Raw genomic sequence first — 22559 nt, forward strand, 5'->3', positions numbered from 1 at the left:
GTGAAGCGAACAGCGAAGGCCAGCGTTTCCGGGGCCTGTAGGTGGGTGGAGACGAGGGGAATCGAACCCCTAACCCCTGCCTTGCAAACCCTAGTCGAGTGACCGTGAGGCTCCCAAAATCCAGGGTTTTACTCGTGCCCCGGGCGAGAGACCGGACCGCCCGAGGCCCCATTTCACCCTCTAGAACTGCCTGATGTGGCACGTGCGTGGCACGAATCGAGTCCGCGACCGATCCGCGTTAAATGCTTGAAGCTAGACTCGCTCACATGTACGATTAGATGGGGAATCGTTTCACGGGGGTAACCGAATTGAGAGTCGAAAATTGGCCACCGAGACGGCTAGACGCTAGTCCCGTCAACTACGCTGCACCTATGGACAGCAGAGAGGAAGCCGCCGCTCTGGTATGTCTCCTCTCGCGCCCGAAGGCCAGCTGGCCGACTATCGCCGACGAGGTGGAACGGGCTGGTAGCGCGATCCACGTACTACGTCAGGACGGCGTAGGTATCCAGACGGACTTACTTGCCTCCGTCGGCTCGGCTCCCGAGGACGATGAGATGACGGCTGCGCAGGCGGCGCTATCTGGCTGGGAGGGGGAGGGTATCCACGTCGTAACACTCCTCGATCCGGATTATCCGCAGCAGCTGCTCACCATCCATCAGCGCCCACCGCTACTGACCTATCGCGGCCAGCTATCCACCTCCGATGCCGGCGGCGTAGCCATCGTCGGCACCCGCAAAGCCTCGAGCGCGGGCCTCGACCGTGCTGCATCGATCGCCGACGGGCTCGCGCTGCGTGGCGTCACCGTCGTGAGCGGACTCGCGGCGGGCATTGACACCGCGGCCCACACTGCCGCATTGGCTGCGGGAGGAAGATCGGTCGCCGTGATCGGGACGGGACTGAACAAGACGTACCCAGCCGAAAATCGAGCACTCCAAGAGACCATCGGTCGGGATCATCTTGTCCTCTCACAGTTCTGGCCCGACTCGCCTCCTACTAAGTTCTCATTCCCCATGCGGAATGCTGTGATGAGTGGCTTTGCAGCCGCTACCGTGGTGATCGAGGCTGAGTGGAAGAGCGGCGCGCGTATGCAGGCGCGCCTCGCACTCGAACATGGCAGACCGGTGTTCCTCCACGAGTCATTGCTTCGCCACGATTGGGCGCAAGGCTACGTAACTCGGGGCGCGGTGGTTGTTCGGACTGCGACGGATGTTCTTGATCAGCTCGCTCCCCGCTTGGCCGTCGCTGACGAACTCGTCTGGCATTGAGTAGCCCACCACCTCGGCCGCTCACGGTTGCCGCCGTTGCAGCTCCGTACGCCAACTTCCTGGTTCCTATACCGCCGCTAGGTTTTGACGTATGCGAGGTGTGCCACGGCCCGCTCGATCCAGCGTTCCCGCGATGCTTTCCATGTAAGCAGGCGGTAGATCAGTTCGGCGGGGGCGTAGCCGACGTCGTTTCTTTTGTGTCGATGGCACCTACCCGCGAGCAGGTGGCAAGGGACCTCTATACCTACAAGCGCCCGACTGTGCCTGACGGATTGCGGCTTCCGCGTCTTCGGGGCCTCTCGGCCGTCCTGTGGCAATGGCTCTCCATGCATGAAGCATGCTTAGCTAATTCTGTTGGAATCGCGCAGTTCGACCGGATCACCGTGGTGCCGACGACGAGCGGCAGGCCCGGCCTCCATCCGCTGCAAGTGTTGGTCGCAGATATTGTCGTCGGCTCCGCGGATCGATTCGAGATGCTGCTTCTGCCTGGCCCTGTGCCGGTCGGTCAGCGGGAGTTCAGCCCCGGTCGATACGTCGCCGCGCGTAACTTGGAGGGCACCAGCGTCCTGATCATCGATGACACCTGGACCACTGGCGCGCACGCGCAATCGGCGAGTATCGCACTCAAGATGGCCGGCGCTGGACCAGTTGGCATCCTGTGCATCGGCAGGTGGATAACGCTCGACTACGGAGACAATCGAGCCTGGATGGAGAGCCACCGTGGGCGTCCCTGGTCGTGGACGAGCTGCAACGTGCGTCCGTGATGCGCACCAGCCGATGACTCCCCGGACGCCGCCCGGACTTCGTGGTTGCACCCATCAGCCCTGACTCCCCCACGTGATCCCCTGGTTGGGTGTGTGGGCAGGTGGTTCCTATACCTGCCCGGACACCTCAGGGACCACGGCGGAGGTACCCGGGTGTCAAGGGCGGCCCCATGCTTTTCGGGGCTGTGCATTTCACCCTTGACATCCGGCCCGAAGGGTCCGCCGTGGTACTACGTGAGCGCCTGAACCTGAAGTAGCTCCATGTCGTGCGATGAGTGAGTGCGCCCCCGGCGCTCCTTGGTTGATGCCGCTCAGACTTGACGGTGATCGCCGTGAGCGCCGGTTCCATCTCCGGGTCCGGAATCGGCTCACGCATACGGGCGGGCGTGGCGGTGCGGCTCGACGACGTGGTGATCGTCGACTTGATCGTGTTGACGCTGTGTGGATTGATCTCGTCGTCGGTGGCTTCTGACGGGCGGGGTCGGTGGCGGCGGACGAGGACGGCGCGCCAGCGCCGCCCGCAGGGAGCCGACGCAGGCCCCGTGCGGCCGAAGGCCGCCTTGATCTACAAGAGGTCTACTCGGCAATGACAGAAGACACAGAACGAGTCAAGAGATAGCGGTCAAGAGTTCCATTGGCACGCCCGGAGGTGCCCTTCGCTTTGCGTGGAACTTATCGCAGTTCCGGCGTCTCGTTGGCGACGCGTGGGCAACCAGCGCAGCCAATTGTTCAGATGTTGTCACAGGTGAGCAGGGCCGCGAGTGAACGGCTCCTGGTAGGTACAGCCTGCAGCCTCGGGAGTGGTCCGTCATGCCCCCAGTGCCCCTTGCGAGTTACAGCGCTCGCGGCTTGCAACGTCAGACCGCGCTCCATGATTTCGTCCCCCGGTAAGACGTACCATCGTGGAATGTCTCAGTCGCCACCCGATTGGCTACCCGATTCACTAGTCCCGGTTGCGTACAAGCTGGCGCGCGCTGACGAGTTGGCTTGGGAGATCTTCACGATCGCAATCGGCTGGTCGTCTAAAGGTCCTCTGCATTTGGAGTCGCGAATCGCCAACGGCCGAGAGTTCGTACATCTTCGCGGAATTGATCCGATTCCGCCGATTCTCTCGCTAGTGCTTGGAGACGCTATCAATCAGCTGCGGTCAACGCTGGATCACGCAGTACTTGCATTGATCGAGGATTTCCGCCAGGAGAGCATCCCCGAGAGCGTCGCGCACAGGGTCAACTTCCCGATCTACGAAGATCGAGAGAAATTTGACAGGTGGGTCCAACGCGCGCCGCTTGCGGAAATGGCGCCAGACGCGGAGATAGGCCATAGAATCTTTCAGCTTCAGCCCTTCAACGATCTACACGAGACCCACTTCGTGATGTCGCGTACCAATGCGGATAGTCGGCATCCCGGACCGGGCGACCACCCTTTGCTGCTTCTGCAGGCCTACTCGAATAACGACAAGCATCGCCGCCTTGTTCTGTCCGCTGCACGAAACGTTGTCACCACCTCGTCCGTAAGCTTCGACCAGATCGAACAACACACGCCGGAGGATGGCGAGCTCGTTGCCGGGACTGATCTATATTCCGTGCGCGCGGGCACTACCGCAGTGCTCGATCTCAACCCATACGCAGCTATTCGCAGGCCAACAACTGGTTCGTGGCAGCCACCTGGTCGCGAGATATGGCTATTGCATTCTTACCTTGCAGAACGTGCCCTGCCTATCCTTTCGACTGGGACGACGGATCACAGCATCCCTCCTCAAATCGATCTAAGGGGTCCCGAGATCGATCCGTATCAGCGTCTACGGGAAGCAGGCCGCACCTACGCGTTTCAACGAACCTTCCCTATGATCTCGAAGCTCCTGGGTGATCGACCGATGTGACACTAGTATTCGGCGTAAGGCAGCCTCTACTGTGTTGTTGTGGGGACTTCGGCTTGGTACTCGGACTACGAGCAGTACGAGGTAATCGACGCACTCCACGAGGCCGGTCACGCCCTCGCAGCCAAGCTCCTTGGGGCTGCGAGCGTCGCGATCAGCCTTACCCCTTGGGACTACGAAATTCGCGGAACAACAAGCTTCAATTTCGACCCGTCGTCCACGGAGCTGGCACCGGCCGACTATGAAATCGATCTACCCGGCGCCCCTCCCGCGACCTTCACGCGGCTCACAGCTGAGCTCGACATCCCGACGCGAACTTGGATCGTGACGCGCTCGGGCGGTGTCGCGAGTCTGATCGGATGCCATTCACTCGACTTCGAAGTCGATGAGGCACGCGTAATGGCCGACTGCGAGCACGACGATAGGGCGCTCGACAAGATGCCGCAATCATCGTCGCCCGTCGTCGTTCAACAGTGGATCGAGCAGCGGTATCGAGAGACGTGGGCACTCTTAGTCCTTCACGAAACCGCGATTCTGTCCGTTGCTCGCTGCGCCCTTGGGCACGACAACGAGGGCGTGCAGGCAGCGCTCAGTACGGCAAGGGGCACTGGCTCCGGAACCTTCCCTCTGATCTCCGACGCGGCCCTTGCGCGGGGGGACAGCTACGCGTCCGATATCGGGTTTTCGTGCTGGCCGGACTGGCGGGCGCACGAGCGTCTTCGTGTTGAGGCAATCAAGAAGTTCATCTGCGGGCCGGACGGCCCATTCGAGCAGGCCGACGCAAAACTCGGGTCCTCGGAGCCCGGCGAACACAGCGGGGCGAATTCGAAAGGAGACGTACCACCTATAGCGCGGTAAAGCTATTACGACTGCGCTGCAGACCGACGAGCATGCGATTCGCGGAGGTCGATTCGCAGCCGCTATCGAAGAGCAAAGGCCTCCGCCCGGCTTAAGAGCGATCCCAAGACTGTCACGGCGAGAGTAGCTAGATGAACCGGACGGACTGCGCGACCGTGGTGTCCGGGATCGAGTCTGCAGGGCACTTGTAGTCTGGTCTGGTGGGCGAGATCTCGGATCGGATAGAGCAGGCGCTGCTCGGCATGATCGAGACCGGCGAGCTAGGCGCGGGCAGCAAGCTGCCGTCTGAGCGTGTGTTGGCGGAGCGTCACGCGTCGAGTCGGACGACTGTGCGCTTGGTTCTGACGAAGCTGACGGCGCAGGGGATTATCGAGCCGCAGCATGGTCGGGGTTATTTCGTTTGCCCCCGGCCGAAGGCTAGGAAGCCAGCGAAGGCCACCTAACGGTGACGACGACGGTGTCTTCTTCGGCTTGCCAGGAGTGGTCGATGCCGGGTCCCCAGGTGGCGTAGTCGCCTTGTCGGGCGAGGGTGGTGCTCCCGACTGGCCGAGCGGTGCGGTCGAAGAGTTGAAGTTCCTCTCGGCCGAACAGTTCTTCCTCCACTTCCCGCTCCAGGGTCGCGGCCAGGTGGGCATCATCGCTGAAGTCAACGAGGGGCTGGTGGAACGCCTTCGGAATCACGGACAGTTTTCGTGCGGAGTTCAAGACATCGCTTGAACGTTCCTGGATGAGCATGACGTAGTCAGCTCCACGTCCGCGCCGGTTGGCCGGTCGGGCGGCCGCGAACAGAGCGAGTGTTCCGCCGGCACAGTTGCGACTGGCGATATCGAATGCCGAGTCTGTGTCCTGCAGGTAGGCCTGTCGTAGCGGCAATCGGTCGAGTTCGACCTGTGGGTGTTGTGCGAGTGCGTCGAGGAGTTCTTGCTCCATCAGGTCGGAGGTGAATGCGTAGTCGATGAAGTCCGTGAGGGCTACCGTTCCAGCCAGGTGTCCGGGACTGATGTCAACGGACTTGAGCGTGTACAGCGCCGCGTTGAAGAGGCGCGCATCGGTTGCGATGACTTCAGCGACTCGGCGTATCGCGGCACTCTCCGTCGCCAGCCCGAGTTCGTGTGGCGCGGGTGGAAGTTTGGTGTCGATGCGGAAGCATTCGGCTTCACCGAGGGGCTGTCGTAGGTCGCACCATGTAGGCCTGGTGAGGATGCTGGTCCGCATCGGTTCGCCGTCGATTCTTGCGTTCCACGTATGACGATCTTCTGATCTGTCGTGGTAGAGGCCGGCGACTGCGGTGGCAATCTGATCTCGCGTGACACGGCTGCGTAGCCGCTTGTTTTCGCGTAGATCATGGGGGTCTAATGCGCTTACTGCGTTGGCGACTCTGGCCTCCACGCTCAGTTCGTGAGCGGACGTGTTCTCGTGCAACCAGTCGAGCAAAGGCGTGAACGCCGGCTCATTCAGGCAATCCAGATCGTCTGCCGTCTGCCCCGAGAGGTGGGGCTGCGTCGCTGCCGCCAGCCGTTCGAAACGTGCCTGTTCCTCATCACTTGCGCGGGATAGAAGCACGTCCAACGCGCTCTGCATCTCCGGACTTGGAACGATCTTCGCCTCTGCGTTCCACTTGGCGATCGTGCGCACGGCGGTGCCCAGCTCGGCGGCGAACGATTCGTTGGTGTGGCGAAGAGCCGTCTTTAGCGCATTCGCCCGCTGGCCAGTCCAGACATCAACTACGTGAACGACCACGATCCGCCTCCCTTCGTCATGTCCGGTGAGCTGAGTGCACTGACGATGCACTGCTAGGTCATCGCTTGTCTGATTGCACCGTACTTCACTAGGACTTGCGAGCAGAACTTGCACACCAAACGTGAAGTCATCTTCCCAACTGGTGTGTACCAGTTGTACGCTACTGGTGTGTACCAGTTGGCTGGTTGACATGCCCGCCCGCAGACGACGAGGGAGAGATCGAGATGGTTAGTTCTGTAGTCCATAGCCGGCGGCCGGTGCTGGCGGAATCGCAGATGGTTCCGGAGCTGCGAGAGCGGTTACTCCGTGAACTGCCCTCCAACGACCACATCGGCAACCCCGTGCTCCAAGTCCTGGTCCCGGTTGCGTTGTCACGGGAGGAGTTAGTGAGCGCCTTCTACATCAGCATTGACCCTGGCGACACGCCGAGCGCGCTCACTCAATCCGAGGCCGAGGAGTCGTTGCTCGCTGCGGTGATCGGTCGGGGCGTGTGGGAGATCCAAGACGAAGCCCGCACCCTCGTATCGACGAGCCGGCAGGACATCGACGCTGCTCGATTCCTGCGTGGCTGCGAAGTCTTGGCCGACCGGTACTTGTCTCGGTTCGCGCCAGGAGAACGGCGAGGAAGTACAGACTGATGGCCGGGCCGCTGCTGATCCGATTCCGTCTCGACCTGCCCCACGGTGCACCGGCCGCTGGCGCGCCGCCTGTTGTCAACATGACCTTGACGGCCGGTTCCCCCATTGGCGCGGCGTGATGACCAAGAGCACCGGGGTAACGGATCGGCTTGCGCATGATCTGGCCGAAGCTGAAGGGGTCTGCGTCCGGCCGCTGCTACGTCGTTTGATCGACCGCGACACCGGCCACGCCAACGTCGTGATCCTCCCCTGTGGCTCCACCCAGGCATCTCGGTGTGTGCCGTGCGCCGAAAAGGCCCGCCGGTTGCGGATGCAGCAATGCACCGAAGGGTGGCACCTCACCGACGAACTCCCCGACAAAGAAACGGGAAACCCCAGCGACGACCAGGGCGCCGACGACTCCGAGGAAGTGGGTGAGCGTCGAGTGCGGTCTACCCGTCGCCGGCAAGACGCACCAGACCTCCCCCGGCTGCCGATCGACGATCGGACCGTCGGGACTTCCTTCATCGGGCGGGAAGGGAAGGTGTTCCGCCCGTCGATGTTCATCACCCTCACCCTGCCCTCCTACGGCAAGATCAGCCCCGGCACTGGGGTGCCGGTCAACCCCCGCACGTATGACTACCACCGCGCCGCACTTGACGCCCTGCTGTTCCCGAAAGTGATCGACCGCTGGGTGCAGAACCTCCGCCGCGCCTCCGGCTACCAAGTCCAATACTTCGCCGCCGTCGAACCCCAGAAACGACTCGCCCCGCACCTGCACGCCGCCGTCCGGGGAGCGATCCCCCGTGCCCTGGTCAAACAAGTCACCGCCGGCACCTACCACCAGGTCTGGTGGCCCTCCACCGACGAACCGGTCTACCAGGACGGGGACGTGATGCCCGTCTGGGACCGCGACCTTGGCGGTTACGTCGACCCGATCACCGGCGAAGCGCTACGCACCTGGGGTGACGCCCTCGACGACCTTGATGTTGACCCGGACGCAAGGCCGATGCACGTCGTGCGTCTCGGGAAGCAGGTCGACATCCAGGGCATCATCGCCCCTTCCCCGGATGCAGACCGGGCAGTGCGGTATCTGACGAAGTATTTGGCGAAGTCGATGACCGACACCTACGACGACCCCGACGACATCGACCCGGCTCGCCAAGCCCACCTCAACCGTCTGCACGCGGAGATCCGGGTGCTGCCCTGCTCACCGAAATGCGCGAACTGGCTGCGCTACGGCATCCAACCCGCCGACCCCGGCCCCGGGCTCACCCCCGGCCGCTGCATCAGCAAAGCCCACGACACCGAGCACCTCGGCCTCGGCGGCCGCCGGGTTCTCGTGTCCCGCAAATGGACCGGCAAAACCCTCGACCAGCACAAGGCCGACCGGGCCGAGATCGTTCGTGCCGTGCTGGCTGAGGCCGGGATCGAGATGCAGGACCGGGACCGGTGTGCGGCTGACCAGCTCAGCGACGACGGGCTGCCCCGGTTTCGGTGGGAACCGATCGACGTCACTCAAGCCGACTACCAAACCGTCATCGGCCACGCCCTCATCCAGCACAGGACGTGGAAAGCCCAATACGAGCAGGCCAAAGCATTGGCTGCAACCGGCCCACCAGGGCCTGTGGACAGTCATTCGGCAACCAACCAACCCGCCGCAACAGCGGCCTAAATGGAGGAGATACAAAGGTGATTGATCGACTGCTTACTGTTGATGAGGCGGCGTCGGTGCTTGGGACGACGTCGCGTTTTCCTCGGCGTCTGATCGCTGAGCGGCGGATTCGGTTCGTTCGCGTTGGCCGGCACATCCGGATACCGGAGTCGGCGATTGACGAGTACGTCCAGGCGCAGACCGTGCAGCCGGTGGCCCGACGTTCGTCGCGTGGCCATCGGGCCGCATGACCAAGAAGCGGGGCTTCGGGACGATCCGCCAGTTGCCGTCTGGTCGGTGGCAGGCACGGTATCGCGGTGACGATGGACTGATGCGCTCGGCGCCGACGACCTTCGGCCGGAAGAAGGACGCCGAGCTGTTCCTGGTCCAAACCCAGTCGGACATGGCCCGTGACGACTGGATCGACATCCAGCTTGGTGAGGTGCCGATCGTCAAGTACGCAACCGACTGGTTGAACGAGCGGCCCGGCCTGAGTGAGACGACGTGGGAGCGTTACGAGAGTGCCCTTCGGCGACAGATCGTTCCGTTGCTGGGTGACATCTTCGTTGGTGATTTGCGTGAGGCCCGGGTGCGTCGCTGGCGCAAGGAGCTTCTCGACCAGGGCGTCGGTCACGCGTCGGTGGCCAAGGCCTACAGCCTGCTGCGAACGATCATGAATACGGCGGTCGATGACGGGATGATCCGTCGCAATCCGTGTCGTATCAAGGGCGGCGGTGCTGAGCAGTCACCAGAGCGGCCGGTGCTGACCTTGCCCGAGGTGTTCGCCGCTGCCAATGCGGTCCCTGCGCACTTCCGGGTGCTGGTCTTGTTCGCGACGTTCACGAGTCTGCGGTTCGGGGAGCTGGCGGCGCTGCGCCGGTCGGATCTGGACCTGGCCGCCGGGCTCGTGACCGTCCGGAGGTCTCAGGCGGAGTTGCGCAGTGGACGGCTGAAGCTCAAGGAGCCGAAGTCGGCGGCCGGTCGTCGGGTGGTGCCGATTCCCGCTGCGATGCTGCCCGACTTGAAGGCGCACCTCGAGAAGTTCTCTGAGTCCGGTCGGGATGGCGTCGTCTTCGTCGGGCCGGCCGGTGGCGTCCTACGCCGGCAGAACTTTCGCCGCATCTGGATTCAGGCGCTGACGACGGCGGAGGTTCCGCAAGTCCACTTCCACGATCTGCGCCACACGGGCAACTCGCTGGCGGCGGAGAGTGGAGCGACGCTGCGGGATCTGATGGACCGGATGGGCCACTCCAGCACCCGCGCGGCACTGATCTATCTGCACTCGTCCAGCCGTCGTGGGCAGGCCATCGCTGACCACATCAGCGAGCAGATCGAAGCCTCGAAAGCGGCCGAAACAGAGGGCGATGACGCCCCGGAGACCGTCTGATGTGGCACGTACGTGGCACGAAAGCACTTATCGCTGGGAGGCCGAAATAATTCGAACAGTGAAGGCCAGCGTTTTCGGAGCCCGCGGGTGGGTGGAGACGAGGGGAATCGAACCCCTAACCCCTGCCTTGCAAAGGCAGTGCTCTGCCAATTGAGCTACGTCCCCGGGTGGCGCTGCCCGTGATGGCCACGGTGCCCTAACAGGCTACCCGGTATTGCCTCCGGTCACGACCGCTGCCGGCCGTGACCCGATCGGCGCTAGGCCTTCTTCTCACCCTTACCCGACGCACCCTTCGGCGGTCCGGGCTTGGGTGCCGGTTCCTGTGCGGCGCTCTCAGCGGGCAGTGGCTGGGGCGCTGATCCGTTCAGCTGCGCCTCCGGCGCCGGTAGCGTCACCGGCTCCTCGGACGGCGCGGGAACGGGCTGTGGTGCGGAGGCGACGACCGTGGTGTCGGCGAGCGACTCCTCCGCCGGATCGGCGGCGGCGTGCGCGCCCACCCGGGGCGCATTCTCCGGCTCCGACTCCGCCTCTGCGGTCGTCGGCTCGGCCGGGGTCGGCTCCGCTGCGGCCACTGACTCGACGGTCGCCTGCTCGGCCTGCGCCGGGGTCGCCGTCTCGGCCGGCTCCGCCGCGGCAGCCGGTGCTGCGGCGGGCTTCGTCGCCGGCTTGGTCGGTGTGGCGGCCGAGCGGGAGGGAGCCGGTCCGGACGTCGCCTCACGCCACATCGCCGCATCGGCGGCCCCCGACTGACGCTTGCGCAGGATGACGCCAGCTGCGACCGCCACCACTACCAGGGTGAGGGACTTCTTCATCGCGATACCTCTTCCACTCCGTCGGTTCTGGGGGATAGTTGTCGAGACTATCGGCACCCGGCCACGCCCGTTGGGGCAGTCTCCCCATCGCCGGAGCGGGCTCCGGGTGACGTGACGGTATCGTCGGCAGCGTCATGGACCTCGCCCCAACCGCCGATAATTCCGAGTACGTCTGGGACGTGGCGGTCGTCGGCGCCGGTCCGGCCGGGTCGAGCGCGGCCCGCGCCGCCGCAGCCACAGGCGCGAGCGTCATCCTCCTCGACCGGGCCGACATGCCCCGCTACAAGACCTGTGGTGGCGGCCTCATCGGCTATTCCCGGGGTGCCCTTCCAGCCGGCTTCGAGATCCCAGTCCGGCAGAGCGTCCACACCATCCTCTTCACCCTCAATGGTCGTTGGCGGCGCACCCGGCGTGACGGCCAGGGTGAGATCCTCGCCCTGGTCAACCGCTCCGAGTTCGACGAAGCACTCGCCCAGGTCGCGACGCTGGCCGGTGCCCAATTCCGGCCCGGCACCGCCGTCCAGTCGATCACCGGGCAACTCGATGCCGTCACCCTCGCCCTGGCCGACGGAACCCGGTTGCGGGCCCGCGCGGTCGTCGGTGCCGACGGGTCCGCCAGCCGAATCGCACGCTACGTCGGTGTCGAGTTCAGCCAGGTCGATCTGGGCCTCGAGGCAGAGATCCCGGTTCCGGCGGAGGTAGCGGCCAAGTGGAGCGGCACCGTGCTCGTCGATTGGGGACCGCTGCCCGGCTCCTACGGCTGGGTCTTCCCCAAGGGCGAGACGCTCACCGTCGGGGTGATCGGCGCCCGCGGCTCGGGTGAGGCCCTGCGCGGCTACTACCGCGACCTGATCAGGCAGCACGGGCTGACGGGCTACGAGCCGACTCACGATTCCGGGCATCTGACCCGGTGTCGCGGCGATGACTCGCCGCTGTCCCGCGGTCGGGTGCTGGTGGCCGGCGATGCCGCTGGCTTGCTGGAGCCACTCACCCGCGAGGGAATCTCGTATGCGCTGCGCAGCGGGGCGTGGGCCGGCGCGGCGGCGGCGCGGGTCGCCGGCGCGGCCGACGAGGAGGCGGTGCACCAGGCGACCGCTGAGTACCGCCGCCAGGTGGTGACGGTTCTCGGAGCCGAGATGGCGTCGGGGGCTCGGAAGCTGCGGATATTCAACCGCGGCCCGTGGCTAGTGCATGTAGCCATCTGGGTGTTGCCGGCGGCCTGGCGACGCTTCGCCGAATTCTGCCGCGGCACCGACCTCTAGCGGCGGCCAATTCGCACGCCTTTCACCCGGAATTCGCGATTTTCGCCTTCAGATCGCAAGTTTCGGCCGCAAGGCCGCAAGGGTGAAAGACGCGCAAGGCCGAAAGGTAGCGCTGCGCACCGAGTTCAGTGCTTGCCGAAGCGCAGCTTCCACGGCATCAACGCCGACTCGACCTGCACCGAGAAGTCCATCTTCGACGAGCCCTTGGCTCGCTCCTCGAAGTTGATCGGAACCTCAACGATCTTCAGACCATGCTTGATCGTGCGGTAGTTCATCTCGACCTGGAATGCGTAGCCATCACTCTGGATGGTCGACACCTCGATGTCACGCAGCGTCTGCGCCTTCCACGCCTTGAATCCGGCGGTCACGTCCTTCACCTTCAGGCGCAGGATGGCATCCACATAACTGTTCGCGAACGCCGAGAGTGCCTTCCGCCGCCCCGACCATTCGCTGGCCACCGAGCCGCCCTCGACATAGCGCGACCCAATGACGACCGCCGTCTGTGGGTCCTGCAGGGTCTTGAGCATCAGCGGAATGACGTCGGCGGGGTGCGATAGGTCCGCATCCATCTGCACGACGATGTCGGCTCCCTCGGCCAGTGCCTGGGTGATGCCGGCGACGTAGGCCCGGCCGAGACCGTTCTTCTCGGTGCGGTGCAGCACGCTGTGGACGTTGTCGGACTCGACCACCATCTTGTCGGCGATATCGCCGGTGCCGTCCGGGGAGTTGTCATCGACCACGAGGACGTGCAGGTTGGGGACTCGCAGCGCCTCGAGTTGGGCCACCAGCACCGGCAGGTTCTCCCGCTCGTTGTACGTCGGAACGACGACAACAACCTTGGGCGGGACGTCACTCATAGTCATTCCTTCGCGATTCTGCGGCCAGCGTGCTGCTCAACTCTTACACAGGGCCGACCGGCCCGACGTCTGCAACTAGACGTCGTCTCAGGTTCCACAGATGCTGGACTGACAGCAGCCCCGCCGCACGCGGCGGGACCTCTACGGTGGGCCTGGGAGGACTTGAACCTCCGGCCTCATCCTTATCAGGGATGCGCTCTAACCAACTGAGCTACAGGCCCGTAGACGCGAAGAGTCACCCTACCGGGCAGGTGCCTCAGACTTCAAACCGGTACCGGCCCGACGGTGCCGGAGGAGACGTGAATCTCAAAACTGACCTCAGGATTCAAGCTCGGAGAGGGTCACTTCGACGCCACCCACCAGGTCGGCGCAGAGGTTGTAGACGACGGATCCGATCGTCGCCAGCGCGATCGACAGGATGACGTTGAGCACCCCGAGGATGGCCGCCCCACCCAGCACCCGCCACGCGGTGATCGGCGCCGACGAACCGGTGCCGTTGATCTTGGTGACCGTGTCATTGATGCTGCTCACCACGCCGGCGCCCTGCAGCACGCCGTAGAGCACGGCGACCGCGATCAGCCAGACGAAGAACGACATGATCGCCCAGACGCAGGAGAACTTCAGCACCGTCCACGGGTCGATGTGACGCAACTGCAGGCGAGCCCGACGAGGCCCGCGGCTACGCGCCGACCCACGGCCGGCGGCCGGACGGGCTCCGCTCGCGGTAGGCGTCCCCGGTGGTACGGAAGACCCGGCTGCTCCAGCCGGAGCGCCGGTTGGGCGCGGGGCCGGCGGGGTAACGGTGGTCGCGGCCGCAGCGGCAGCGCCAGCACCAACCGGAGTCGCAGCCGTCGGCCGGGAGGGACCGATCGGCGTGGAGGCCGGGGAGGCCGGCGCGGCGGTCCGAGCTGCCGGGGCGGCTGGACGCGGCTGCGGTGCTGCGGCGGGAGTAGCCGGTCGAGCTGCCGGCGGGGGTGGCGTCGGCGCCGCCCCCGGCGCCGAACGGGCCGGCTTGCCACTCAGGCGTGGCTCACCGAAATCCTCGTCCGACATGTTCAACCCGTGCAGATCGTCAGCCGTCGCGCCTGGGACAGGCGGGTAGCCTGCCGCTCCGCTTGGCGGTTGCGTCATCCGTTACTCCTGCTCGTCCGGCTCATCAGCGTTACGGGCAACAGCCAAGAGGTTGACGCCGTCCGGGAGGTTCATCAGGCGAACTCCCATCGTCTGACGCTGTGCGCGCCGTACCTCCGCTGCCTTGGTGCGGATGACGACGCCGTCCGAGGTGATCGCGTAGATCTCATCGTCCGGGCTAACCGCCGCCGCACCAACCAGGCCGCCTCTAGTAGAGACGATACGCGCTGTGAGAACGCCCTTTCCGCCTCGACCTTGGACCGGGTACTCGGCAACCGGGGTCCGCTTGGCGAAGCCACCTTCGGTCGCCACGAGGATTTCGACGTCCTCGTTGTTGACAACCTCCATGGCCAGCAGCACATCCTCGCCGGAGAACCGCATGCCGATGACCCCGGAGGTGGCGCGCCCCATCGGGCGCAGGGTGTCGTCGTCCGCCTTGAACCGAATCGACATCGCGTTACGGCTCACCAGCAGCAGGTCGTCGTCGGCCGAGATGAGCGCCGCGTCGATCAGTTCGTCGTCCTCACGCAGGTTTACCGCGACGATGCCGCCGGTGCGGTTGGAGTTGAAGTCGGTGAGCTTCGTCTTCTTCACCAGACCGGACTTCGTCGCCAGCACCAGGTACGGCGCAACCTCGTAGTTGCGGATCGTGATGACGTCGGCGATCGTCTCATCCGGCTGGAAGGCCAGCAGGTTCGCCACATGCTGGCCGCGGGCGTTGCGGTTCGCCTCCGGCAGTTCGTAGGCCTTCGCCCGGTAGACCCGACCCTTGTTGGTGAAGAAGAGGATCCAGTCGTGGGTGGAGGCGACGAAGAAGTGCGCGACCAGATCGTCGGTCTTCAGCGCCGCTCCCTGCACACCCTTGCCGCCACGCTTCTGCGCGCGGTAGAGGTCGGTCTTGGTGCGCTTGGCGTAGCCGGTGCGGGTGATCGTGATGACCACCTGCTCGTCGGCGATGAGATCCTCCATCGAGACGTCGCCTTCGAAGGGCACCAGCACCGTGCGCCGCTCGTCGCCGTACTTCTCAACGATCTCGTTCATCTCGTCGCGGATGATCTGCCGCTGCCGCAGCGGCTTGGCCAGGATGTCGTTGTAGTCATCGATCTCGGCCGCGATCTCGTCGTGCTCGTCGATGATGCGCTGACGCTCGAGGGCGGCTAGGCGACGCAGCTGCATGTCGAGGATGGCGACGGCCTGGATCTCGTCGATCTCCAGCAGCTCCATCAGGCCACCGCGGGCCTCCTCGGCTGAGGCCGAGGCGCGGATCAAGGCGATCACCGCGTCCAGCTGGTCAAGTGCCTTGAGGTAGCCGCGCAGGATGTGGATGCGCTCCTCCGCCTTGCGCAGCAGGTACTGCGTGCGCCGGACGATGACCTCGATCTGATGCTCGACGTAGTGGCTGACGAACTGGTCCAGCCGCAGCGTGCGCGGCACACCATCAACAATTGCCAGCATGTTGGCGCCGAAGGTGGTCTGCAGCTGGGTGTGCTTGAAGAGGTTGTTCAGCACAACTCGGGCCACCGCGTCACGCTTGACTGTGACCACGATGCGCATACCGATGCGGTCGCTGGACTCGTCGTTGATGTCGGCGATGCCGGCGATCTTCCCGTCTTTTGCCAGCATTGCGATCGACTCGACGAGGTTGTCCGGGTTCACCTGGTACGGCAGTTCGGTGACGACGAGGATGGTGCGTCCCTTGACGTCCTCCTCGATCTCGACCACCGCGCGCATCCGGATCGAGCCGCGACCGGTGCGGTAGGCGTCCTCGATTCCGGAGCGCCCGACGATGAGGCCCTTGGTCGGGAAGTCCGGACCCTGGATACGGGCGATGAGCGCATCCAGCAGTTCCTCGCTGGTGGCCTCGGGGTTGTCCAGCGCCCAGGTCACACCGGCCGCTACTTCGCGCAGGTTGTGCGGCGGGATACGGGTGGCCATACCGACGGCGATGCCCTCACTGCCGTTGACCAGCAGGTTGGGAATGCGGGCCGGCAGGATGACCGGCTCGGTGGTGTTGCCGGCGTAGTTCGGGATGAAGTCGACGGTGTCCTTGTCGATGTCGCGCAGCATCTCCATGGCCAGCGGCTTGAGCCGGCACTCGGTGTAGCGGTACGCGGCGGCCGGGTCGTTACCCGGCGATCCGAAGTTCCCCTGCGGGTCGATCATCGTGTAGCGCAGTGACCAGGTCTGCGCCATCCGGACCAGGGCGTCGTAGAGCGCGGTGTCACCGTGCGGGTGGTAGTTACCCATCACGTCGCCGACGACCCGGCCGCACTTCACGTAGTTACGGTCCGGCCGGAAACCCGAGTCGTACATGCCGTACAGGATCTTGCGGTGCACCGGCTTGAGCCCGTCACGAACATCGGGCAGCGCGCGGCCGACGATGACCGACATGGCGTAGTCGATGTAGCTACGCTGCATCTCGGTCTGGATGTCGACCGGCTCGATGCGGTCGTGTCCGCCGTCGTCGGCGGCGATGGTGCCCGAACCCGGCAGATCCGGCCCGTCCGGTCCGTCGCCTGAAGCGCCTGTCGGGGGGCCGTCGATGGTGTCAGTCACCTGAGGTCATGCCTTTCTTGGTCAATGCTGTCTCGCTGCTGGAGCACGGGGGGCGGATCACTGCCGAGTCGGCCGAGAATGTCCTTTAGATATCGAGGAAACGGACGTCGCGGGCGTTGCGCACGATGAATGAGCGACGTGCCTCGACGTCCTCGCCCATCAGCACACTGAAGAGCTCGTCCGCGGTGGCGGCGTCGTCGAGGGTGACCAGGCGCAGGATGCGGTGCGCCGGATCCATCGTGGTCTCCCACAATTCCTTGGAGTTCATCTCACCGAGACCCTTGTACCGGGCGATGGCGTCCTCCTTGGGCAGGCGGCGGCCAGCCTCCTGGCCGACCTTGACCAGACCGTCGCGCTCGCGGTCGGAGTAGGCGTAACCGGGCGCACCCTTGCTCCACTTGATCTTGTAGAGCGGCGGCTGCGCGAGGTACACATGCCCGGCCTCGATGAGCGGACGCATGAAGCGGAAGAGCAGGGTCAGCAGCAGCGTGGTGATGTGCTGCCCGTCCACGTCGGCGTCGGCCATCAGGACCAGCTTGTGATAGCGGAGCTTGGCGACGTCGAAGTCGTCGTGGATGCCGGTGCCGAGAGCGGTGATCAGCGACTGCACTTCGGTGTTCTTCAGCACCCGGTCGATGCGGGCCTTCTCGACATTGATGATCTTGCCGCGGATCGGCAGGATCGCCTGGAACATCGAGTCGCGGCAGGACTTGGCCGAGCCGCCGGCCGAGTCACCCTCGACGATGTAGAGCTCGCTCTCGCGCGGGTCGGTGGAGCGGCAGTCACTGAGCTTGCCCGGCATGCCCATGGTGTCGAGGGCGTTCTTGCGGGCCAGCTTCCGTGCCTGCTGCGCGGCCTTGCGGGCGCGGGCGGCCTGCGAGGCCTTGAGAATGATCTGCCGACCCTCGGACGGGTTGCGCTCGAACCAGTCGGCGATCCACTCGTTGCAGACCTTCTGTACGAAGGACTTGGCGTTGGAGTTGCCGAGCTTGGTCTTGGTCTGACCCTCGAACTGCGGGTCACCGAGCTTGATGGAGACGATCGCGGCCAGACCCTCACGGATGTCGTCGCCGGTGAGTTTGTCTTCGTTCGGCTTGAAGATCTTCTTCTCGGTGGCCCACTTGTTCACGACGGTGGTGAGCGCGGCCCGGAAGCCCTCTTCGTGGGTGCCGCCCTCGTGGGTGTTGATGGTGTTGGCGAAGGTGTACACGCTCTCGGAGTAGGACTCGTTCCACTGCATGGCGATGTCGACCGAGAGGCGCTGCTCCTTGTCCTCATCGCTGAAGCTGATCACCGTCTTGTGGATCGGCGTCTTGCTGCCGTTGAGGTGCTTGACGAAGTCAGCGATGCCACCGGGGTAGGAGTAGACGACCTCGACCGCCTTCTCGGCCGCGCCGGCCTCGGAGGCCGCCACGTCGTCCTCGAGGGTGACCTTGTTCGTCCGCTCGTCACGCAGCACGATGGTCAGCCCCTTGTTGAGGAAGGCCATCTCCTGCAGGCGGCGGCTGATCGTCTCGAAGGAGTACGTCAGGGTCTCGAAGATGTCGCCGTCAGCCCAGAAGGTGACCGTGGTGCCGGTCTTGTTCGACTTCTCGCCCCGCTTGAGCGGTTCGGCCGGCTTCTGGTTCACGTATGGCTGGGACCACTGGTAGCCGTCGCGCTCGATCTCAACCTCGAGGCGGGAGGAGAGCGCGTTGACGACCGAGATTCCGACACCGTGCAGGCCACCGGAGACGGCGTAGGACTCGCCGTCGAACTTTCCACCGGCGTGCAGGATGGTGAGGATGACCTCGACGGTCGGCTTCTTCTGGGTGGGGTGCATGTCGACCGGCATGCCACGGCCGTTGTCGACGACCCGGACGCCGCCGTCGGCCAGCAGAGTCACCACGATGTGATCGGCGTACCCGGCCAGGGCCTCATCGACGGAGTTGTCGACAACCTCCCAGACCAGGTGGTGCAGACCCCGCTCCGAGGTCGAACCGATGTACATACCGGGACGCTTACGAACTGCCTCCAGACCTTCGAGGACCTGGATTGAACTACCGGAGTAGCTCGGCTTGTCGCCCTTGGCATTGCTCACGTATTTCCCACTCTCTGCGTGACGGCCTGCTTGCGCGCCTCACCGGCACCGGACGAGCGCTGAGACACGCGCACCGAGCCGCTGCTGACATGAAGCTGGGCCGAGCCAGCCGCTGAGTGGGCGAGAGAAGAGTTGCAAGCTGCCCCAGCGATAGGCATCGACCCGTTTCTACGCTCCATCTTACTGCATCGGGACGGCATTTTTGGTGATTGTGAGCGCTCAAACCGCCCTCTGAGCGGTCTACGGGGCGGGGGGCGCAGGCAGATACGCGAACGTCCAACCGGAGGCGCAGCGTTGCGTTCGCCCCGCTTTTCACCCGCAGTTGCCGGTTTCATGCTCCAAACCGGCAATTTCCGGGGAAGAGGCGGCGCGCCGAGGGTCAGCTGATGGCGCGGTTAATGCCGCTCACCCGTAGGTGTCGCGGGGGCCGCGATGCCCCCGCACCGACCAGGCGCCGTGCTTCCACGACGGTCCCACCGGTCCCGTGATCATCAACTTGGTGACGACGGTGGGGCCGAGTTCGCCCACCAACCGCTTGAGGATCGACGAGCTCATCATCCGCAGCTGGGTGGCCCAGGCGGTGGATTCGGCGGAGATCTTCAGCTCGCCGTCGCGCAGCAGCACCGGCTGACAGCGGGCCGCGATCTCGGCCCCGACCAGGTTCTCCCAGTCCGCGAAGACCCGGGCCTCGGCCAGTGGCCGATCCCATCCCCGCTCCGTGAAGAGGTTCGCCAGGATTCCGCCCACCGACTGTGGGTCCCGTTCGTCCGGTCCGCTGCCGGAGTAACCGCCGCGGCGACGGTTCGCCTGCCGGTTAGCCGATCGTCGGCGAGCATCCCGGCCCATCGGTGCGGGAAGGGCCGAGGCACTACGACGGGCGCTCTCCAGCGCCGCCCGGGCCAGGTCACCACCGCTTAGCCCGTTCGCCTGCAACTGCTCGATCTCGGCGTCGATGCCGGCGGTTTCGCGGTCATCTGGGGTGTTTTGGTGATTGCCTTGAGGTTCCTCTGGCGTACCATTTACGAGGCTCTTATCCATAAATGCACCTTTTAGAGGTTTCATTGGATATTGCTGGCTTAAATCGGCTTATGTTGCGATCTTCATCCACAGCATGACGCGGTTTTCCACTACACGTTGTGGGAAACGCGGTGACCCGCGCCACACTCTCAAGTAGCACTTCACACTTAGATGACACACCACTAGATAACACGGTGCACCTCACCACCATGGACGTCGTAACGCGCTCCCTGCAGCTCAGCCGGGACGTCTGAGGCCACCGCCGCGGTGATCAGCACCTGCTCCGCCTTACCGGCCACCAGGGCCAGATGCTCGCGCCGGCTCGCGTCAAGCTCGGCGAAGACGTCGTCGAGGATCAACACCGGCTCGGCGCCATCGGCGCGCAGCAGCTCATAGGAGCCGAGCCGTAGCGCCAATGCCGCGGACCACCCCTCACCATGACTGGCGTAGCCCCGAACCGGTAGCGGACCGAGGCGCAGTTCGACATCGTCCCGATGGGGGCCGATCAGGTTCACGCCCCGATCCAACTCCTGTGGCCGGACCCGGACCAGCTCACCCTGCAGCGCCGCCTCGATGACACCGGCGTCCCGCTCCGAACCATCCAACGTGCTGATCGAGTGCAGATAGCTGAGAGTGAAGGGTTCACTCGCCCGCGCCACCGAGGCGTAGCTGCTCTGCGCCTCTGGGGCCAATGCATCGAGCAGGTTGAGCCGGGCCGCGATGAGCTGCGATCCATGGGTGGCCAGATGTGAGTCCCAGACGTCAAGGGTGGAGAGATCCCCGGTGCGCCCGCTACGCCGAGCAGCGCCCGCCGATTTCAACAGCGCTGCCCGCTGCTTCAGCACCCGCTCGTAGTCGGCCCGAACGCCGGCCAGACGCGGTGTTCGCTGCACCAGCAGGTCATCCAGGAAACGGCGCCGCTCGGCCGGATCACCGCGCACCACCGAAAGATCCTCCGGGGCGAAGAGCACCGTCCGCAGCAGCCCCAGCAGCTCGCGCGGCCGCGGAATCGGGGAGCCGTTCAGGCGGGCCTTGTTCGCCCGGCCGGCCGTGAGCTCCACCTCCAGGCGCAGTTCGCGCCCTTCAGAGACCACCGCGGCTCGCACGATGGCCCGCTCGGCGCCGAAGCGGATCAGAGCCGCATCGCCGGAGACTCGGTGGCTGCCGAGGGTGGAGAGATACCCGATCGCCTCGACCAGGTTGGTCTTGCCTTGCCCGTTGGAGCCGACGAGCACGCTGGTACCCGGCTCCAACGCCAGATCAGCGCTGGGCCAGCTCCGGAAGTCCGCGACCGTCAGATGCCGGACGTACACGGCGCAGGCCTCATCCGATCACTTGCCTTCACGCGAGCGCTCATCGGGTCACTTGCCTTCGCGCGAGCGCTCATCCGGTCACTTGCCTTCGCGCGAGCGCTCATCCGGGAAGCCGCACCGGCATGATCAGGTACGTGTACTCCTGCGCCGCGCCGTCGGAGCTCTCCAGCGTCGGACGTAGTACCACCGGCTTGTTGGCCGAGGTGAAGAGCAGCCGGGCCGACGATGTGTCCAGCGCGCCCAGCCCGTCCAGCAGGAACTGCGGGTTGAACGCTGTGGTGATCGACTCTCCGTCGTAGCTGACCTCGAGCTGCTCCTCGGCCTGGCTCTCGTTTTCGCCGCTGGCGCTGAGCCCCACCGCTCCGTCGCCGAACTCCAGACGAACCGGGGTGCCACGGTCAGCGACCAGAGCGACCCGCTTCACCGCCTCGACGAGCGGGGAGACGACGACCTCGGCCGTCGACGACCAGTCGGACGGGAGCAGCGTGCGGTACGGCGGGAACTGCGCATCCAGCAGGCGGGTCGTAGCCCGCCGGCCGGGGCCCGCGAACCCGATGATCCCCTCGCCGACACCGGTCGAGGAGAGCGCGACGGTCATCTCGTCACCGTGGCTGAGGCTGCGAGCGGCGTCGGCCAGGGCCCGGGCCGGGACGAGCACCTGAATCGGCTCGGCGTTCGGGTCGCTCGGGGTCCAGTCCAGCTCCCGCACGGCCAGCCGATAGCGGTCGGTGGCCGCCAGCGTGAGGCGGGTGCCGTCGATCTCCAGGCGCACACCGGTCAGCATCGGGAGCGTGTCGTCACGGCCGGCGGCGATAGCCACCTGCGCCACGGCGGTGGCGAAGGCGGAGCTGGAGACGGTGCCCGCGGTGGTCGGCATCGACGGAAGTTTCGGGTAGTCCTCGACCGGCATGGTCGGCAGGCTGAACTTGGCCGCGCCGCAGCTAATGTTCAGCCGCGCGCCGTCGACGGTTACATCAACGGGGTGCGGAGGAAGCGCCTTGCTGATCTCAGCCAGGAGGCGACCGGAGACGAGCGCGGTGCCATCGACACCCCCGGTGATCTCGACGTCGACCTGGGTCGAGGCCTCGAGGTCGAAACCGGATACCGCGAGCGTCGAGCCATCGACGTGCAGCAGCAGTCCGGCGAGCACGGGAATCGTCGGCCGGGTGGCCAAGCTCCGGGCAGCCCAGGCAACGGCCTCGGCCAGCGCGTCGCGTTCGACCCGGAACTTCATATGTCCTCCAGAGCATTCGTCGTGTTGTCCCCAGTTGGGGCCTGCTTGTTGATGTTGTAGTTCATCTCTATTAAAAGAAATCTATCGTCGTACTACTTCGCATCTGTGGACGGTGGGGATAACGTCCAGATCCTCT

At 65.0% G+C, this 22559-nt stretch carries 19 protein-coding genes and 2 tRNA genes; 10 read left to right on the forward strand and 11 right to left on the reverse strand.

Annotated elements, in window-relative coordinates:
* Window positions 1–371: 371 nt before the first annotated feature.
* From CPH63_RS03805 to CPH63_RS23610, 5 genes are all read left to right on the forward strand, one after another.
* Window positions 372–1265 carry a DNA-processing protein DprA gene (locus CPH63_RS03805; protein WP_096301641.1) on the forward strand — a complete coding sequence of 298 codons (894 nt, stop codon included), beginning with the start codon at window positions 372–374 and terminating at the stop codon, window positions 1263–1265.
* Window positions 1266–1468: 203 nt separating this feature from the next.
* The gene (locus CPH63_RS22540; RefSeq protein WP_172892154.1) at window positions 1469–2029 is read left to right on the forward strand and encodes a hypothetical protein; all 561 of its coding nucleotides are present in this window, start codon (window positions 1469–1471) and stop codon (window positions 2027–2029) included.
* Window positions 2030–2936: 907 nt separating this feature from the next.
* Window positions 2937–3908 (forward strand): hypothetical protein, encoded by a 972-nt coding sequence (locus CPH63_RS03820; RefSeq protein WP_157749260.1) that lies wholly within the window; start codon window positions 2937–2939, stop codon window positions 3906–3908.
* A gap of 39 nt (window positions 3909–3947) precedes the next feature.
* Window positions 3948–4763: a hypothetical protein gene (locus CPH63_RS03825; protein ID WP_096301645.1), complete on the forward strand. Its 816-nt coding sequence runs from the start codon at window positions 3948–3950 to the stop codon at window positions 4761–4763.
* 200 nt (window positions 4764–4963) lie between these two features.
* Window positions 4964–5206, forward strand: a complete 243-nt coding sequence (locus CPH63_RS23610; protein ID WP_096301646.1) for a winged helix-turn-helix domain-containing protein — start codon at window positions 4964–4966, stop codon at window positions 5204–5206.
* Here the strand turns inward: CPH63_RS23610 and CPH63_RS22710 are convergent.
* On the reverse strand, window positions 5181–6695 hold the full coding sequence (locus CPH63_RS22710) for a hypothetical protein (protein WP_206745640.1): 1515 nt from the start codon (window positions 6693–6695) through the stop codon (window positions 5181–5183). The genes CPH63_RS23610 and CPH63_RS22710 overlap by 26 nt on opposite strands.
* A 32-nt stretch (window positions 6696–6727) precedes the next feature.
* Here CPH63_RS22710 and CPH63_RS03840 point away from each other — a divergent pair, with 32 nt between their 5' ends.
* From CPH63_RS03840 to CPH63_RS03855, 4 genes are all read left to right on the forward strand, one after another.
* On the forward strand, window positions 6728–7141 hold the full coding sequence (locus CPH63_RS03840; protein WP_157749261.1) for a hypothetical protein: 414 nt from the start codon (window positions 6728–6730) through the stop codon (window positions 7139–7141).
* Window positions 7142–7259: 118 nt separating this feature from the next.
* Window positions 7260–8795, forward strand: coding sequence for a replication initiator (locus CPH63_RS03845; protein WP_096301648.1), 1536 nt, complete (start codon window positions 7260–7262; stop codon window positions 8793–8795).
* Between the two features lie 17 nt (window positions 8796–8812).
* Window positions 8813–9025, forward strand: a complete 213-nt coding sequence (locus CPH63_RS23615) for a helix-turn-helix domain-containing protein (RefSeq protein ID WP_096301649.1) — start codon at window positions 8813–8815, stop codon at window positions 9023–9025.
* Window positions 9026–9105: 80 nt separating this feature from the next.
* Complete coding sequence (locus tag CPH63_RS03855; protein ID WP_197704562.1) at window positions 9106–10161, forward strand: site-specific integrase; 1056 nt, start codon at window positions 9106–9108, stop codon at window positions 10159–10161.
* A gap of 92 nt (window positions 10162–10253) precedes the next feature.
* Here the strand turns inward: CPH63_RS03855 and CPH63_RS03860 are convergent.
* A tRNA-Ala gene (locus CPH63_RS03860) sits at window positions 10254–10326 on the reverse strand.
* A 92-nt stretch (window positions 10327–10418) separates the two neighbouring features.
* Window positions 10419–10973 carry a DLW-39 family protein gene (locus CPH63_RS03865; protein WP_096301651.1) on the reverse strand — a complete coding sequence of 185 codons (555 nt, stop codon included), beginning with the start codon at window positions 10971–10973 and terminating at the stop codon, window positions 10419–10421.
* Between the two features lie 134 nt (window positions 10974–11107).
* On the opposite strand from CPH63_RS03865, the gene CPH63_RS03870 reads away from it, so the two are divergent.
* Complete coding sequence (locus tag CPH63_RS03870; protein WP_096301652.1) at window positions 11108–12235, forward strand: geranylgeranyl reductase family protein; 1128 nt, start codon at window positions 11108–11110, stop codon at window positions 12233–12235.
* 125 nt (window positions 12236–12360) lie between these two features.
* Here the strand turns inward: CPH63_RS03870 and CPH63_RS03875 are convergent, their stop codons facing one another.
* From CPH63_RS03875 to dnaN, 8 genes are all read right to left on the reverse strand, one after another.
* Window positions 12361–13092, reverse strand: a complete 732-nt coding sequence (locus CPH63_RS03875) for a polyprenol monophosphomannose synthase (RefSeq protein WP_096301653.1) — start codon at window positions 13090–13092, stop codon at window positions 12361–12363.
* A 147-nt stretch (window positions 13093–13239) separates the two neighbouring features.
* Window positions 13240–13313: transfer RNA gene (locus CPH63_RS03880), tRNA-Ile, on the reverse strand.
* A gap of 97 nt (window positions 13314–13410) precedes the next feature.
* Window positions 13411–14223, reverse strand: a complete 813-nt coding sequence (locus CPH63_RS03885) for a DUF3566 domain-containing protein (RefSeq protein WP_157749262.1) — start codon at window positions 14221–14223, stop codon at window positions 13411–13413.
* A 3-nt stretch (window positions 14224–14226) separates the two neighbouring features.
* Window positions 14227–16698 (reverse strand): DNA gyrase subunit A, encoded by a 2472-nt coding sequence (gene gyrA, locus CPH63_RS03890; protein ID WP_371364841.1) that lies wholly within the window; start codon window positions 16696–16698, stop codon window positions 14227–14229.
* 166 nt (window positions 16699–16864) lie between these two features.
* On the reverse strand, window positions 16865–18859 hold the full coding sequence (gene gyrB / locus CPH63_RS03895; RefSeq protein WP_096301656.1) for a DNA topoisomerase (ATP-hydrolyzing) subunit B: 1995 nt from the start codon (window positions 18857–18859) through the stop codon (window positions 16865–16867).
* A gap of 405 nt (window positions 18860–19264) precedes the next feature.
* A complete protein-coding gene (locus tag CPH63_RS03900; protein WP_096301657.1) occupies window positions 19265–19897 on the reverse strand; it encodes a DciA family protein in 633 nt (210 codons plus the stop codon).
* Window positions 19898–20058: 161 nt separating this feature from the next.
* Window positions 20059–21189, reverse strand: a complete 1131-nt coding sequence (gene recF, locus CPH63_RS03905; protein ID WP_096301658.1) for a DNA replication/repair protein RecF — start codon at window positions 21187–21189, stop codon at window positions 20059–20061.
* Between the two features lie 100 nt (window positions 21190–21289).
* A complete protein-coding gene (dnaN, locus tag CPH63_RS03910) occupies window positions 21290–22423 on the reverse strand; it encodes a DNA polymerase III subunit beta (protein WP_096301659.1) in 1134 nt (377 codons plus the stop codon).
* Window positions 22424–22559: the final 136 nt, after the last annotated feature.

This window comes from Jatrophihabitans sp. GAS493, assembly GCF_900230215.1.
Taxonomy (GTDB): domain Bacteria; phylum Actinomycetota; class Actinomycetes; order Mycobacteriales; family Jatrophihabitantaceae; genus MT45.

Bases quoted from the DNA above. Each gene is read 5' to 3' on its own strand.
- CPH63_RS03805 (WP_096301641.1), top strand. From the start codon at position 372: ATGGACAGCAGAGAGGAAGCCGCCGCTCTGGTATGTCTCCTCTCGCGC.
- CPH63_RS22540 (WP_172892154.1), top strand. From the start codon at position 1,469: ATGGCACCTACCCGCGAGCAGGTGGCAAGGGACCTCTATACCTACAAG.
- CPH63_RS03820 (WP_157749260.1), top strand. From the start codon at position 2,937: ATGTCTCAGTCGCCACCCGATTGGCTACCCGATTCACTAGTCCCGGTT.
- CPH63_RS22710 (WP_206745640.1), bottom strand. From the start codon at position 6,695: ATGTCAACCAGCCAACTGGTACACACCAGTAGCGTACAACTGGTACAC.
- CPH63_RS03840 (WP_157749261.1), top strand. From the start codon at position 6,728: ATGGTTAGTTCTGTAGTCCATAGCCGGCGGCCGGTGCTGGCGGAATCG.
- CPH63_RS03845 (WP_096301648.1), top strand. From the start codon at position 7,260: ATGACCAAGAGCACCGGGGTAACGGATCGGCTTGCGCATGATCTGGCC.
- CPH63_RS03855 (WP_197704562.1), top strand. From the start codon at position 9,106: ATGCGCTCGGCGCCGACGACCTTCGGCCGGAAGAAGGACGCCGAGCTG.
- CPH63_RS03865 (WP_096301651.1), bottom strand. From the start codon at position 10,973: ATGAAGAAGTCCCTCACCCTGGTAGTGGTGGCGGTCGCAGCTGGCGTC.
- CPH63_RS03870 (WP_096301652.1), top strand. From the start codon at position 11,108: ATGGACCTCGCCCCAACCGCCGATAATTCCGAGTACGTCTGGGACGTG.
- CPH63_RS03875 (WP_096301653.1), bottom strand. From the start codon at position 13,092: ATGAGTGACGTCCCGCCCAAGGTTGTTGTCGTCGTTCCGACGTACAAC.
- CPH63_RS03885 (WP_157749262.1), bottom strand. From the start codon at position 14,223: ATGACGCAACCGCCAAGCGGAGCGGCAGGCTACCCGCCTGTCCCAGGC.
- CPH63_RS03900 (WP_096301657.1), bottom strand. From the start codon at position 19,897: ATGGATAAGAGCCTCGTAAATGGTACGCCAGAGGAACCTCAAGGCAAT.
- dnaN (WP_096301659.1), bottom strand. From the start codon at position 22,423: ATGAAGTTCCGGGTCGAACGCGACGCGCTGGCCGAGGCCGTTGCCTGG.